Origin of the sequence: Neptunomonas japonica JAMM 1380 (assembly GCF_016592555.1) — a bacterium.
Taxonomy (GTDB): domain Bacteria; phylum Pseudomonadota; class Gammaproteobacteria; order Pseudomonadales; family Balneatricaceae; genus Neptunomonas; species Neptunomonas japonica_A.
The window spans coordinates 1201826-1215203 of sequence record NZ_AP014546.1; the positions used below are offsets into that span (position 1 = coordinate 1201826).

Annotated in this window: 12 protein-coding genes; 10 read left to right on the forward strand and 2 right to left on the reverse strand. The window is 44.4% G+C overall.

Annotated features, from left to right (window positions below; translation table 11 throughout):
• The first annotated feature begins 193 nt into the window (after positions 1 to 193).
• From rimK to NEJAP_RS05475, 3 genes are read left to right on the forward strand one after another with little or no spacing between them, the layout of a single operon-like run.
• Positions 194 to 1099 (forward strand): 30S ribosomal protein S6--L-glutamate ligase, encoded by a 906-nt coding sequence (gene rimK / locus NEJAP_RS05465; RefSeq protein WP_201349665.1) that lies wholly within the window; start codon positions 194 to 196, stop codon positions 1097 to 1099.
• 23 nt (positions 1100 to 1122) lie between these two features.
• A complete protein-coding gene (locus NEJAP_RS05470; RefSeq protein WP_201349666.1) occupies positions 1123 to 2154 on the forward strand; it encodes a succinylglutamate desuccinylase/aspartoacylase family protein in 1032 nt (343 codons plus the stop codon).
• 49 nt (positions 2155 to 2203) lie between these two features.
• Positions 2204 to 2638, forward strand: a complete 435-nt coding sequence (locus tag NEJAP_RS05475; protein ID WP_201349667.1) for an ATP-dependent zinc protease — start codon at positions 2204 to 2206, stop codon at positions 2636 to 2638.
• A gap of 29 nt (positions 2639 to 2667) precedes the next feature.
• On the opposite strand, the gene NEJAP_RS05480 is transcribed toward NEJAP_RS05475, so the two are convergent.
• Both NEJAP_RS05480 and mgtE read right to left on the reverse strand, forming a co-directional pair.
• Entirely contained in the window at positions 2668 to 3531 is an 864-nt protein-coding gene (locus tag NEJAP_RS05480) for a mechanosensitive ion channel family protein (RefSeq protein WP_201349668.1), read from the reverse strand.
• Positions 3532 to 3573: 42 nt separating this feature from the next.
• Positions 3574 to 4932, reverse strand: coding sequence for a magnesium transporter (gene mgtE, locus NEJAP_RS05485; RefSeq protein WP_201349669.1), 1359 nt, complete (start codon positions 4930 to 4932; stop codon positions 3574 to 3576).
• Positions 4933 to 5148: 216 nt separating this feature from the next.
• On the opposite strand from mgtE, the gene NEJAP_RS05490 reads away from it, so the two are divergent.
• From NEJAP_RS05490 to NEJAP_RS05520, 7 genes are all read left to right on the forward strand, one after another.
• A complete protein-coding gene (locus NEJAP_RS05490) occupies positions 5149 to 5394 on the forward strand; it encodes a CorA family divalent cation transporter (protein WP_268927829.1) in 246 nt (81 codons plus the stop codon).
• A gap of 283 nt (positions 5395 to 5677) precedes the next feature.
• Positions 5678 to 5974 carry a CorA family divalent cation transporter gene (locus NEJAP_RS05495; protein WP_201349671.1) on the forward strand — a complete coding sequence of 99 codons (297 nt, stop codon included), beginning with the start codon at positions 5678 to 5680 and terminating at the stop codon, positions 5972 to 5974.
• A 100-nt stretch (positions 5975 to 6074) separates the two neighbouring features.
• Entirely contained in the window at positions 6075 to 6521 is a 447-nt protein-coding gene (locus tag NEJAP_RS05500) for a c-type cytochrome (protein ID WP_201349672.1), read from the forward strand.
• Between the two features lie 321 nt (positions 6522 to 6842).
• The gene (locus tag NEJAP_RS05505) at positions 6843 to 7226 is read left to right on the forward strand and encodes a hypothetical protein (RefSeq protein WP_201349673.1); all 384 of its coding nucleotides are present in this window, start codon (positions 6843 to 6845) and stop codon (positions 7224 to 7226) included.
• A gap of 113 nt (positions 7227 to 7339) precedes the next feature.
• Positions 7340 to 8830, forward strand: coding sequence for a TolC family protein (locus tag NEJAP_RS05510; RefSeq protein ID WP_201349674.1), 1491 nt, complete (start codon positions 7340 to 7342; stop codon positions 8828 to 8830).
• Complete coding sequence (locus NEJAP_RS05515) at positions 8827 to 10221, forward strand: efflux RND transporter periplasmic adaptor subunit (protein ID WP_236591073.1); 1395 nt, start codon at positions 8827 to 8829, stop codon at positions 10219 to 10221. The genes NEJAP_RS05510 and NEJAP_RS05515 overlap by 4 nt, the downstream gene beginning before the upstream one ends.
• Positions 10218 to 13355, forward strand: a complete 3138-nt coding sequence (locus NEJAP_RS05520) for an efflux RND transporter permease subunit (RefSeq protein ID WP_201349675.1) — start codon at positions 10218 to 10220, stop codon at positions 13353 to 13355. Before NEJAP_RS05515 ends, NEJAP_RS05520 begins: the two co-directional genes overlap by 4 nt.
• Positions 13356 to 13378: the final 23 nt, after the last annotated feature.

Here is a 13378-nt window from a genome sequence, read left to right on the forward strand (position 1 = left end):
AGTAAGCTGTCTGTATTATTAAATTTCATTTGTACAAAATAATATATGGACTTCCTGCTAGTACAGGAGTTATATGTAAAATCCAAAAAGGTTATGTTGTTATCCTACAGTAGGGCCTAAGAACACGAAAATTCCCATCTCTAAAAGATATAAAATACTCTTGTGCGTAGTCTATTTTTAACAGGAAAAAATTATGAGAATTGCTATTCTCTCTCGAAATGAGAATTTGTACTCTACTCGTCGCTTGAAAGAAGCCGGTGAGTCCCGTGGACACCAAGTTGATATTATAGACACACTACATTGCTATATGGATATTACTCGAAGCCGGCCGGCTGTACGTTACCACGGTGAAGAGCTGCCCTACTACGATGCAGTTATCCCCCGCATAGGGGCATCTATTACTTTCTATGGAACAGCCGTAGTGCGTCAGTTCGAAGTGATGGGCACTTTTTGTGTAAATGAATCTGTAGCAATAAGCCGGTCACGCGATAAATTGCGTTCATTGCAATTATTATCCCGTAAAGATGTTGGGTTGCCTCGTACTGGCTTTGCAAGCAAGCCTGATAATATAAAAGACCTTATTGCTAATGTTGGTGGTGCTCCTGTGGTTATTAAACTACTTGAGGGTACGCAGGGGATTGGCGTGGTTCTGGCAGAAACTAACAAGACTGCAGAGAGTATCATTGAAGCTTTCATGGGCTTAAAAGCAAATATATTGGTGCAAGAATTTATAGAAGAGGCAGGAGGCGCTGATATTCGGTGCTTTGTAGTTGGTAATAAAGTAGTAGCAGCAATGAAACGACAGGGAGCTGAGGGCGAGTTCAGATCTAATTTGCATCGTGGTGGTTCAGCTACATTAGTTCGGTTAAGCAAAGAAGAAAGAGCGACTGCTGTTAATGCAGCCAAAGTGATGGGCTTAAATGTTTGTGGCGTCGATATACTACAGGCAAAAAATGGGCCGGTAGTCATGGAGGTTAACTCGTCGCCCGGCCTTGAGGGCATTGAATTGGCCACAAAAAAAGATGTAGCAGGGCTAATCTTTGATTTTATAGAAGCGAATGCTAAACCAAATAACAACCGGACTCGCGGTAAGGGATGAGTCAGGGCTACCTGGAATAAGTAATGGAAACTAATGACCTTGTCATCGGTGGTTTCACAGTTAAGCCTGGAGAAACGAAGCAGATTGAGATAGCGGTAGCTAAGCTCTATACAGATACTGATATTTGTATCCCTGTGCATGTGAGACGCAGTAAAAAACCGGGCCCAACCGTTTTTGTTTCGGCGGCAGTACACGGTGATGAGCTTAATGGTATTGAGATTATTCGCCGCTTAATTCAATTAAAGTCGCTGAAGATCAGTAGCGGTACATTGATTTTAGTGCCTATGTTGAATGTATATGGCGTTCTCAATCAAAGTCGCTATATGCCAGATCGACGTGACCTTAACCGGTGCTTCCCTGGATCAGCGAAAGGTTCTTTAGCAGGGCGTGTGGCTGATATTTTTTTAGAGGAAATTGTAAAGCATTGTGACTACGGCATTGATCTGCATACAGGTGCAATTCACCGCTCTAACTTGCCGCAAATACGTGCGAACCTGAACGATCCAGAAACCCGTACGCTCGCTGAAGTTTTTGGTGTGCCTGTATTATTAAACGCAGACCTAAGAGATGGATCTTTACGGCAAGCGGCAGTGGAATCGGATACACGCATTCTTCTTTATGAGGCTGGGCAAGCACTGCGGTTTGATGAACTATCTATACAGGCTGGCGTGAAAGGTGTCCTGAATGTTATTAGGCATCTAGGCTTAGTGAACCGTAAGCTTCGAAGAAAAATACTCACACCTTATATTGCTAATCACAGCTCTTGGGTGCGTGCAAACTGCAGTGGCATTGTACATGATCTTAAAAATCTGGGTGATCAGGTACAAAAAGGGACGCCTTTAGCTGAAATTGGTAGCCCTTTTGGAGAAGTGATTGATATTGTTACGGCAAATAAATCGGGCATTATCATAGGTAAGCAAAATATCCCGTTGGTACAGGAGGGGGATGCTATGTTTCATATTGCATTCTTTTCAGAGGATGATGCTGAAATAGCAGAAAAGATCAGCGAGATGCAAGACGCTTTGGCTCCTCCCATTCAGGATATAGCAAGATAAGTTACAACCCTTAATATCAACGCTTTGCGCCGGTCTAGGTATGAGTTTAATGAAAGATAAAATGATTATTGGCAGTATTGAGAGTTGTGATCTCCCTGATCTAGGGATTTTTGATTTGCAAGTGCGTATAGATACTGGCGCAAAAACATCTTCACTTCATGTGGATAATTTATCTCGCTACAAAAAATCGGGTAAGCCTTGGATAAAATTCGATATTCATCCCAATATTTATAAAGTAGAAGATATTGTAGAGTGCAGCGCACCTCTCCAAGATATAAGGCGAGTTAAATCATCGAATGGAACATCTGAAGAGCGCTATGTGATCAAAACGACTGTACATCTTGGTAATGAATCATGGCCTATTGATATAACACTGACGGATCGGTCGGATATGAGTTATCTAATGCTGTTCGGGCGTGAAGGAATGGGTGACAAAGTACTTGTCGACCCTTCAGCTACCTATTTGCTCACCAATCTAGAGTAATAGTGCCTTATTGAATTAGAGATCTTGAATTATGTATATACGGTACTCAGGATGCCATTTTCATTAGAATTTTTTAGTTCTAAGTACCACAACTCCATAAAGTCTTGAGTTATTTTTTGTTCTATATCCAACGCTTGTTCTGAAGGGCAAAAAATTGTCACACTGGCTGTATTTTTTCCAATATCTGATGTTGCTATGGTAATAGTCGGGGCAGGGCCTGCAATCGTTACATCTAAGCGTTTTTCTATCAAAGAATTATACCGGTGTGCTACTTCATAGAAATCTTGGCAGTGAACAGTGGCGCGTTCCAATAATTCATCTCTGAATAAAAAAAGATTTACGCGTTGGTCCCGAGTAACTGTGAAGGTGTGGGTCGCATAGCGCTTCATGAAGTTGAGGTTTTTTATAGTATTCAAGATCAACATGCTGTTGGGTAAATATAGCGTTTTTCCGGTGTGACTGTATGCGTCGATATCAACCTCTAGTAGGGTTAATTTTACCCAGTCTGTTTCTGTTACTTCACCGTGGTAACGACCCACCTGAATCCAGTCGCCAACCTGAAATGGTCTTGATGCAATGATATAAATATATCCAATAATACATTGAATGAATTCACGTGTAGCGATAACAATGGCTACAACAAATGCGGCTACAGAAAAGGCAAATTTTTGTAATTCGGCTGACCAATAGGTGAATAATAGAACAATAACTGTAAGGTTAATTAAGTTTTTAACTAAATTAACTAGGTAACGCCGATTCTCGCGTTTTGCCTTACTTCTTAATCTTATAGCCTTTATTAACAACAGCTTAAAGAAATAGGCTAGAACAATAAATGTAAGCGAAGAAAGCAATTTGTGGTTATCAAGGACGTTACTCAGGGTAAAGTCGATCATGGGTTATCTCCACTCTTAATATGGATATAAAATCAGGTGAATTTATAGTAGAAATATAGAAGCCAAACCTAAGAAGCTTAAAAAACCAACCACATCCGTTACAGTCGTTAATATAACCGCACCTGAAAGTGCGGGGTCAATTTTCATTCGTTTTAATGTTAGTGGGATGAGCACTCCAGAAAGAGAAGCAACCAACAAATTAATGAATAATGCGATGGCAATTATTAGTGACAGATATGTATCTTTAAACCAAAGCAAGGATACAATCGCTACTAAGAAAGCCCACACTAGACCATTGAGAGCACCCACTGCCAGCTCTTTACGAACCAACCACAGAGCATTCAAGCGGGAAACTTGATCCATGGCCTGGCCTCTGATAATTAATGTAAGAGTCTGGTTGCCAGCAATCCCTCCCATGCTCGCAGTCACAGGCATTAATACGGCTAAAGCTACAATCTGATTGAGTGCCGCTTCAAATAAACCAATAACCCAAACGGCCATAAACACCGTAATTAGATTTATTCCCAGCCATACACCTCTCCGTCGCGCACTTGGCATAATAGGAGAAAATAGGTCTTCTTCCTGTGCGACCCCTCCGGACTTTAGAAACGCTTGGTCTGCTTCATGACGAATAACATTTACAACATCATCAACCGTAATTCTTCCACACAACTTACCATCAGCATCGGTTACCGCTACTGAAATAAGCTCTCGTTTTTCAAACAATGAAGCTACTTCATGCTCTTCAGCATCAAAACGTACGGCTTCTGCTGTGCCTACCATTGCATCAATTACTTTGGTTTCTGGGCTACCTGTAACGATATTGGCTAATTCAAGTTTTCCTAAATAGTAACCTTCTTCATCTGTTACCATTAAAGCATCAGTTAGCGATGGCAGCTTTTCATGCCGTCTTAACCAACGTAACACGACTGAGAATGTCACATCTTTTCTTACGCTGAGAACCTCTGTGCGCATTAAACGACCGGCACTTCCCTCCGGATAACTCAAAACTGTTTCAAGACGTTTTCGATTATCTGTTTCGAGTGCTTCGATAATCGATTGAGTTACTTGGTCAGGAAAATCGCCTAAAACATCGGCAAGGTCATCGACGTCCATTGTTTCAGCGGCAATAAAAAGCTGCGCATCATCCATCTCTTCTATTAAGCCGGGGCGGATATCAGCACGTAACCAGGGGATAACTTCACTTTTTTTTGGTTCGCTGAGAAGCTCCCAAATAATGGTTCTTTGAGTTGGTAGTATCGATACTAATAAATCAGCGATCTCTCTCGGAGAGCTTGTATCCAGAAATTCTCTAAGCAAGGGAAGGTTGTTGTTGTGTATATCGTTAACAACACGCTCAACGCTGATTTGTTCCGATTTCTCAGAGTTTATAGATTGCATTGTTCAATTAACTCTATATTTCAGGCGTCGCGACGCGAAAAATTAAAAAACATAATAGGGAGTGAAGATATTATGCATCCATCTCTCATAAAGTAGTGAATATTTCTTTAAAAATTAGATATCTCACTCCACATCAAAAGTGGAGAAGTAAACTTGTAGCAAGAGGAGGAAGCAGAGAGCTTAATTGGGAAGAAGCGCTTTCTTTAGTTCCGAAAGATGAAGAGGTACTTTGGATTCATCTTGATTATACAATTCCAGAAGCTGTTGAATGGATTACTCATGAATCCAATCGCCGCTCAAGCCCTGTTGGACGAAAGCACACGCCCCCGAGCAGACATTTATCCAGAAGGGGTGTTGCTCGCTCTTCGTGGAGTAAATTTTAATCCAGGCGAAGATCCAGAGGGTATAGTAGCTATCAGGCTGTGGCTCGAAACGAACAGAATTATTAGTACACGTAGCTGAGCACTCTTCACTATTCGTTAGATCAGATCTAGTTTATTGGACAATAAGGGCCCCAAAATAAACGGCGACGTTATAGCTTCGCTGAGTAAGCGTTTACTAAATCGCATGAGTGGTGTCATTGATCAGGTTAAGACCAGATTATCGAACTTGAGGAGATGAGGCTCGAAGGGAGTGCGACAACCCTTCGTGAGCAGCTATCACGATTACGTCGTAAGTTGATTGCGCTGAAACGCTAGATACACTACAAGATATCCCCTCTGATATTTGAACAAGCACACATATAATGGAACTGCGTGAAAGCAGGGCGCGTTTGCACCGTTATATTGAAGAGGTCAATGAGGCTCGTGAACGAGCCTCAGTCTTACGCGAAGAAATTATCAATAGTGCAACCGATGTGATGAATCAGCGCATGTATGTACGATCGCTAGTCACAGCAATTTTCTTACCGCTTGGGTTCCTTACTGAGCTACTAGGCATTAATGTCGGGGATAACCCTTTTGCGTTCATAATATTTTTAGGTATTCTGATGACAAGCACAGCCTTAATACTTTGGATATTCAAAATAAAGCGCTGGTTATAATTACACTTTTTTGAGTGAAGCAGAATATTGGGTGTTAGCTCATGCTTTTTTGTAAAAAGCTTTAGTTTTCCTAAACCAGTGCAGCAGGTGTTTTTTTAAAATGACTAATTTAGGTAAGTTGAATAGATTTTTTGCCGCGTACACTCTTTCTATGGCGGTATTTATCAGCGGATGCAGCGACGGGGAGCCGAAAGTCGATGGGCGTTGGTATACGCAATCTCAAGTTGATAATGGCAAACAATTATTCCTTGCACAATGTGCTAATTGTCATGGCGCGTCAGCCCAGGGAACAGCTGATTGGAAAAAACCATTGGCTGATGGTCAGTACCCACCGCCTCCGCTAGATAGCACGGCCCATGCTTGGCATCATCCTTTGAAGGGTCTCAAACTGACTATTCAAAATGGAGGCATAGCTTTGGGCGGCACGATGCCAGCGTTTGGCGATAAGCTCTCAGAAGAAGATCAAAACGCAGTGATAAGCTTTTTTCAGAGTAAATGGCCTGAGGAAATATACAGTGCTTGGATTGATAGAGGGGGGCTTCAGTAGACTGTGGTATTTTACATAGAATAAAGCACCAATAAGTGTTTTTAGGAACAATAGCTAGTACTATGCAGTGCTCTTTAAACTTATGTGTGTAGACATTACTAATTTCTGAGGACTGGTTGCTTGAATTTATTACAGGTTTCAGCCTATTCTAGGGAACTTTAGTACGGATTTAGATTCGAATTTCTTAATAGTTATGTTGCTGCCAAGTGTATGTGTGAAGAAGAGCGTTCGTACATACTTTAGGGTTTCTCTGAGCTTTAAATCCATCAAATTAGGTAACAGATGAGAATAGTGGTAAGGAAGGTTTTATTAGTGTTATGTATGCTAGCGGTTACTACCGCTCAGCTATATAGTCACGCCTTCGCTATGCCAATGGATATGAACTCTTCATCATCTCCCCACATTAATTCGCCTCATATAATGAACTTAAATAAAGGTGCTAGAGTTTCTGCTGAAGATTGTTGTGGACAATTAACACCAGTAGCCGTGAGTGATGAACATTGCTCGGTAATGGAAGAAAGTAGCGCTCATAGCTGTGCAGATATGAGTGATTGCGCTCAGTCTCAGTGCGTAAGCCCGGTTGGCTGTGGCGTTTCAAACTATATTTTCCATTTAGACACATCGCTTACAACTCAAGCATATAATAACCATATACTGATTGATCCGAACTCTGGTTCGTTATATCGCCCTCCCATATTCCGTTGATTCACTAAGTCGCTAGTTCGGCTGTTTTTCAACGGGAGATCCTTATACCTCTCCCGCTTTTATAGAATATGTCAAAAATCATGCAAATGATTTTGGCTTGAGTGGGTGTGTTTATGTCACCGGTTATATGTTTTAAAGGGTACCGCTATGCGGGTCTGCCCAGCGTCAAACTTGCCACGTATTATAAAAGTGCTCTGCATTTTTTGAGTAACAGCTATAAACAAGTTGAAGGTTATCTTTCATTGGCTGCTTCAATAGTTGTTCTAACCGTTGTTGTGCTTCCTTCTCTAGTCGTTGCCTCAGAGGCGAATAAGCCGCTAACTCTTGATCAAGCTGTTCGTTTTGCGACTGAGCATGACGCGTGGTTATCTGGTAGCACTTATACCCAGAAAGCCACTGAAGCCTTGGCTGAATCTGCTTATCAATTGCCCGATCCAAAACTTTCACTGAAGATGGCGAATCTGCCAACCGATACACTGGATTTTAATCAGGAGGCGATGACACAGTTAGTTGCAGGTGTCTCGCAGATGTATCCACGTGGTGATAGTCGACGTCTTAAGCGTCAGCAGCTGCAACAGCAAAGTGCTCAACAACCTTTATTGCGCTCAGAAAGGCAGGCGAAGCTGACACTGACCATTACTCAGTTGTGGTTAGATGCTTATCAGGCACGACAGAGTATAAAGCTGATTGAGAAAGATCGAGCGTTATTTGACCAGTTGGTAGATATCTCTTTAGCTGGTTATTCCTCTGCACTGGGGCGTACTCGACAGCAAGATCTTATTAAAGCACAGCTGGAACAAACCAGAATAGAAGACCGGCTGACTCGGTTGCTACAGAAGCAGGAAATAGCGGAGCAGAGGTTGCTTGAATGGTTGTTACCATCAGGTAATGGGTCCAGTACTCCAGGTGTTAATTTATTGTCTGGCTACTCTGCTGAGCCGCCTGTAATCCAGTCACTTTATGCTGAGCGCTGGCAGGGTAAGCCCCCGAGTAATAGTGAGCTGGCAAGTAGCTTTATACGCCATCCATCTGTCCAAAAAATCGATCAGAGTATTGCTGTAGCAGGAACGGCAGTGCGACTAGCAAAGCAGAAATATAAGCCACAATGGGGCATGAACGCTAGTTATGGTTTTCGTGGAGAAGATGCCAGCGGTAGAGATCGTGCAGATCTGTTTAGCGTAGGAGTCACTGTTAGTATGCCGTTATTTTCCTCCATTAAGCAGGATCGGGGGGTTGATGCGGCTACGGCTAGTCAAGAAAAGATCCGTACAGATCGCAGTTTGATGATCAGGCAGATGATCGCTTCTTTCCATTCTGCCCGCACGCAGTTGGAACGGTTAGAGCAACGACGCAAGCTATTTGACCGCAAGCTCATTCCTCAGATAAAGCAGCAGGCAAAGGCCTCTCTAAATGCATATGAATCGGATAACGGGAGTTTTATTGAAGTGTTGCGCCCGCGCATTGATCAATTGAATGCTCAGATAGAATATCTGGAGATTAATGTGGCGAAACAAAAACAGGTGGCTCAGCTTAATTATTTTCTTACTTCAATAGATGCAACCTCAGCTAGTACCTCTCTTCGCACTTCAGGAATAAAGCAATGAGTAATACCGTTAAAAACATTGGATTAGTTGTGCTGGGTGCTGTTATCGGAGCGGTTGGCTTAGGAGCCGTCATGACCAACAGCAATTTTTCCAACAGCCTAGGTGTCGTGTTCGGTGAGGGTTCAATGCCTGAGCAGGCTTCAAAAGCCAGCAATGAACCGCTGTACTGGGTTGCGCCGATGAATCCGAATTACCAAAGAGATAAACCCGGTAAGTCTCCAATGGGGATGGATCTTGTTCCCGTTTACAAAGAGGAAAGTTCTGGTGTGGATGCAGGCCCGGGAACGATAAAAGTATCACCCGAAGTGGTTAATAATCTGGGGGTAAGAACGGCCACTTCAACGATGGCTACTCTGCACTTTGAGGTGCGTACGGTCGGGTATGTTGGCTATAACGAAGATGAAATTGTGCATGTGCATCCCCGTGTAGAGGGCTGGGTTGAAAAAATATTTATCAAAGCTGAAGGGGAGCCGGTTGAACAGGGTGATCCACTTTATGAACTCTATTCTCCGGCATTGGTGAATGCTCAAGAGGAGTACTTGTTTGCGTTATCCCGAGGAAATCGAGCTTTGATTCGGGGTGCTAAAACCCGGTTGCATGCCTTGCAGGTGCCGCAGCGAACACTGGACGAACTTAGGACGACTCGTAAAGTGAGACAGGCAGTAACTTTCTACTCTCCGCAAAGCGGCGTGGTAGATAACTTCAATATTCGTGAAGGGATGTTTGTTAAGCCAGGTGCGACTTTAATGTCTATTGGTGCATTGGACGAGGTTTGGGTTGAAGCCGAAGTATTTGAGCGACAGGCCAGTGTAATTAGTACAGGGTTACCGGTCTCACTCCAATTGGATTTTCTGCCTGGCGAAAGCCGTGAAGGCGTCGTCGATTATGTTTACCCAGTGCTGGATCCGGTCACCCGTACATTGAAAGTAAGGATGCGCTTTGATAACAAAGATCGGTTGTTGAAACCGAACATGTTTGCAGAGGTGGTGATTTATAAACATGAGACTGACACTTCGCTTACGGTGCCTAAAGAGGCTGTTATTCGTGGCGCTGAGTCCAACCGAGTGGTGCTAGCACTAGGTGATGGACGGTTTAAATCTATTGAGGTTAAGACTGGCCGCAGTGATGGTAAGTTGATTGAAATTTTGCAGGGAGTGAATGCTGGAGAAGAGGTAGTTACTTCCGCTCAGTTCTTATTGGATTCAGAGTCGAGCAAAACGTCGGACTTCAAACGAATGCATGTTGAGCAGCCAATGAGCGCTGACGATATGAGTATGGATGCTCTTGATATGGAGAGTATGAGCTTGGACATGGAAAATATGGATATGGACGGTATGAGCCTAGACGATGCAGAAAATGAAATGAATCACAGCGATAAGGAGGCGCTATGATTGAGTCGATTATTCGATGGTCGGTGGGCAATCGTTTCTTTGTCTTACTGGCTACTGCGATCCTAGTGGGCGGCGGTCTATTCTCCCTTAAGAATACGCCGGTGGATGCGATTCCTGACCTGTCTGATGTGCAGGTGATCATTAAAACCAGTTTTCCAGGGCAAGCGCCTCAAGTTGTAGAAGATCAGGTTACTTATCCGCTCACCACGGCGATGTTGTCGGTGCCAGGTGCTGAAACAGTGCGAGGTTACTCGTTCTTTGGTGATTCCTATGTATATGTGATCTTTAATGAAGATACGGATATGTACTGGGCACGCAGCAGGGTGCTGGAATATCTGAGCCAGGTAGCCCCCTCTCTACCCGCAAATGCTCGCCCCCAATTGGGGCCGGATGCGACCGGTGTTGGTTGGGTCTACCTATATTCGTTAGTGGATAAAACCGGCCAACATGATATTAGCCAGCTGCGCAGCTTGCAGGACTGGTTCCTAAAGTATGAGTTACAAACGGTGCCTGGTGTATCTGAAGTGGCACCCATTGGCGGTATGGTTAAGCAGTATCAGGTTCGGGTGAATCCAGAAAAATTGCGGGCGTTTAACATCCCTTTATCGCATATCCAGACGGCCATTCGACGGGGCAATCAGGAGGTAGGCGCTTCTGTCGTAGAAATGGCCGAAGCGGAGTATATGGTGCGTGCTAGCGGTTATATACAGGGGGAGGAGGATCTAAGGAATATTCCCCTCGGCATCAATAAGAATGGTACGCCGGTTTTATTGCAGCATGTTGCGGATATCGGTATCGGGCCACAAATGCGCCGTGGGGTTGCTGAACTTAACGGCGAAGGTGAAGTGGTTGGTGGTGTGGTCGTTATGCGCTTCGGAGAGAATGCTCAGAAAACCATCGATGGGGTAAAAGCAAAACTTGAAACTTTAAAACAGGGGCTGCCGGAAGGTGTGGAAGTCGTGACGGTGTATGATCGTTCCGGCCTGATTGACAGTGCGGTAGAGAACCTTTGGTACAAACTTCTGGAAGAATTCATCGTCGTAGCGCTGGTTTGTATCGTATTTCTGTTTCACGTACGTTCATCTCTTGTTGCAATTATCAGTTTGCCAGTGGGTATTCTAACCGCATTTATGGTGATGAATGCGCAAGGCATTAACGCCAATATAATGTCGTTAGGAGGGATTGCGATCGCGATAGGGGCGATGATCGATGGCGCGATTGTCATGATTGAAAATATGCATAAGCATATGGAGCGCACGCCGTTAACCAAAGAGAATCGTTGGCAGATTGTCACAGAATCTGCGTGTGAAGTGGGGCCCGCATTGTTTTTTAGCTTGCTGATAATTACCGTCAGCTTTGTGCCGGTATTTACCTTAGAGGCGCAAGAAGGTCGAATGTTTGCGCCGCTAGCGTTCACGAAAACCTATGCGATGGCAGCCTCTGCGGCCCTCGCTATCACGTTAGTGCCGGTGCTGATGGGTTATTTCATTCGTGGCAAGGTACTGCCCGAACATAAGAACCCGGTAAATCGGTTGCTCACTGCTGTTTATATGCCGACCTTGCGCAAAGTGTTGGCTTTTCCAAAACTCACACTGGGTTTTGCTTTGTTGGTTTTATTGGTGGGCTTCTGGCCTCTGGACAAGCTGGGCAGTGAGTTTATGCCGCCATTGGATGAAGGCGATTTAATGTATATGCCGACTACTTATCCCGGTATCTCAATTGGCCAGGCTCGGCAGTTGCTACAGCAAACTGACAAACTAATTAAAACAGTACCTGAAGTTGAAACGGTGTTTGGCAAAGTCGGTCGAGCGGACAGCGCTACTGATCCAGCGCCACTGACTATGATAGAGACCTTTATACAGCTTAAACCAAAAGATCAGTGGCGTGCGGGGTTGACCACCGATGATTTGAGAAAGGAGCTGGATAATCTGGTTAAAATTCCTGGAGTGACCAATGCCTGGGTCATGCCGATCAAGACTCGTATTGATATGCTGGCCACCGGTATTAAAACACCCGTCGGAATTAAGATCGCAGGCCCTGAATTAGAAAAAATTCAGCAAATTGGTCAACAGCTAGAAACTATTCTCAAAGATGTTCCTGGTACTGCGTCGGTGTATTCCGAACGCGTTGCCGGTGGACGTTATATCAAAGTAGATATTCAGCGTCAGAACGCCGCACGATATGGCTTGAATATAGCCGATATACAACAGGTTGTAGCGACAGCTATTGGCGGCATGAATGTGTCGCAAACGATTGAAGGGTTGGAGCGTTATCCCATCAATGTACGATATCCGCAGGACTACCGGAACTCTCCAGAGCAACTCGCGTTGTTACCGATCGTCACCCCGATGGGGCAACGAATCCCATTAGGTGATGTGGCTAACGTTTACATCGAGGATGGCCCGCCGGGTATCAAAAGTGAAAATGCTCGCCTTAATGGTTGGACCTTTATTGATATAGAGGGCATGGATATTGGCAGTTATGTAGAGAATGCGCAGCAGGTTGTAGCAGATCAATTACAGCTACCACCCGGTTATTCGGTGAGCTGGGCTGGCCAGTATGAGTATATGCAGCGCGCGAAAGAGAAACTAACTTATGTGGTGCCTCTGACTCTAGGGATTATCGTGATTCTTCTATTTCTCAACTTTCGCAACTTTGTGGAGGTGAGCATCATCATGGGGACGTTACCCCTAGCGATGGTCGGAAGTGTCTGGTTGATGTATCTGCAAGGCTACAACTTCTCGGTAGCGGTGGGTGTAGGTTTTATCGCTCTGGCCGGAGTCGCGGTGGAGATTGGTGTGATCATGCTGGTCTATCTGAATCAGGCTTATGAGCAGATGTTAGAGCGTTGTCACAAGCAAAATCTTATCCCTCGGGAGGAAACTCTGCGACATGCAGTGTTACACGGAGCAGGCATGAGAGTCAGACCAGTAATGATGACCGCTGCGGCAATTATCGTGGGTTTGCTGCCTATTTTATACGGAACAGGTACCGGATCTGAAGTGATGAGCCGGATTGCCGCACCGATGGTCGGAGGGATGGTTAGCGCAGTTATTCTGACGTTGTTGGTATTACCTGCTGTTTACTTCCTCTGGCGTAAGCGGTGCATTTCGCGGTTAGAAATGGAGCAGTAATTGGCAGTAAGGGGCGGACAATA

Excerpts from the sequence above, each read along its gene's own strand:
- NEJAP_RS05520 (WP_201349675.1), top strand. The coding sequence starts at position 10,218 with ATGATTGAGTCGATTATTCGATGGTCGGTGGGCAATCGTTTCTTTGTC.
- NEJAP_RS05470 (WP_201349666.1), top strand. The coding sequence starts at position 1,123 with ATGGAAACTAATGACCTTGTCATCGGTGGTTTCACAGTTAAGCCTGGA.
- NEJAP_RS05490 (WP_268927829.1), top strand. The coding sequence starts at position 5,149 with ATGAAGAGGTACTTTGGATTCATCTTGATTATACAATTCCAGAAGCTG.
- NEJAP_RS05515 (WP_236591073.1), top strand. The coding sequence starts at position 8,827 with ATGAGTAATACCGTTAAAAACATTGGATTAGTTGTGCTGGGTGCTGTT.
- NEJAP_RS05495 (WP_201349671.1), top strand. The coding sequence starts at position 5,678 with ATGGAACTGCGTGAAAGCAGGGCGCGTTTGCACCGTTATATTGAAGAG.
- NEJAP_RS05510 (WP_201349674.1), top strand. The coding sequence starts at position 7,340 with ATGTCACCGGTTATATGTTTTAAAGGGTACCGCTATGCGGGTCTGCCC.
- NEJAP_RS05500 (WP_201349672.1), top strand. The coding sequence starts at position 6,075 with ATGACTAATTTAGGTAAGTTGAATAGATTTTTTGCCGCGTACACTCTT.
- mgtE (WP_201349669.1), bottom strand. The coding sequence starts at position 4,932 with ATGCAATCTATAAACTCTGAGAAATCGGAACAAATCAGCGTTGAGCGT.
- NEJAP_RS05505 (WP_201349673.1), top strand. The coding sequence starts at position 6,843 with ATGCTAGCGGTTACTACCGCTCAGCTATATAGTCACGCCTTCGCTATG.
- NEJAP_RS05475 (WP_201349667.1), top strand. The coding sequence starts at position 2,204 with ATGAAAGATAAAATGATTATTGGCAGTATTGAGAGTTGTGATCTCCCT.
- rimK (WP_201349665.1), top strand. The coding sequence starts at position 194 with ATGAGAATTGCTATTCTCTCTCGAAATGAGAATTTGTACTCTACTCGT.
- NEJAP_RS05480 (WP_201349668.1), bottom strand. The coding sequence starts at position 3,531 with ATGATCGACTTTACCCTGAGTAACGTCCTTGATAACCACAAATTGCTT.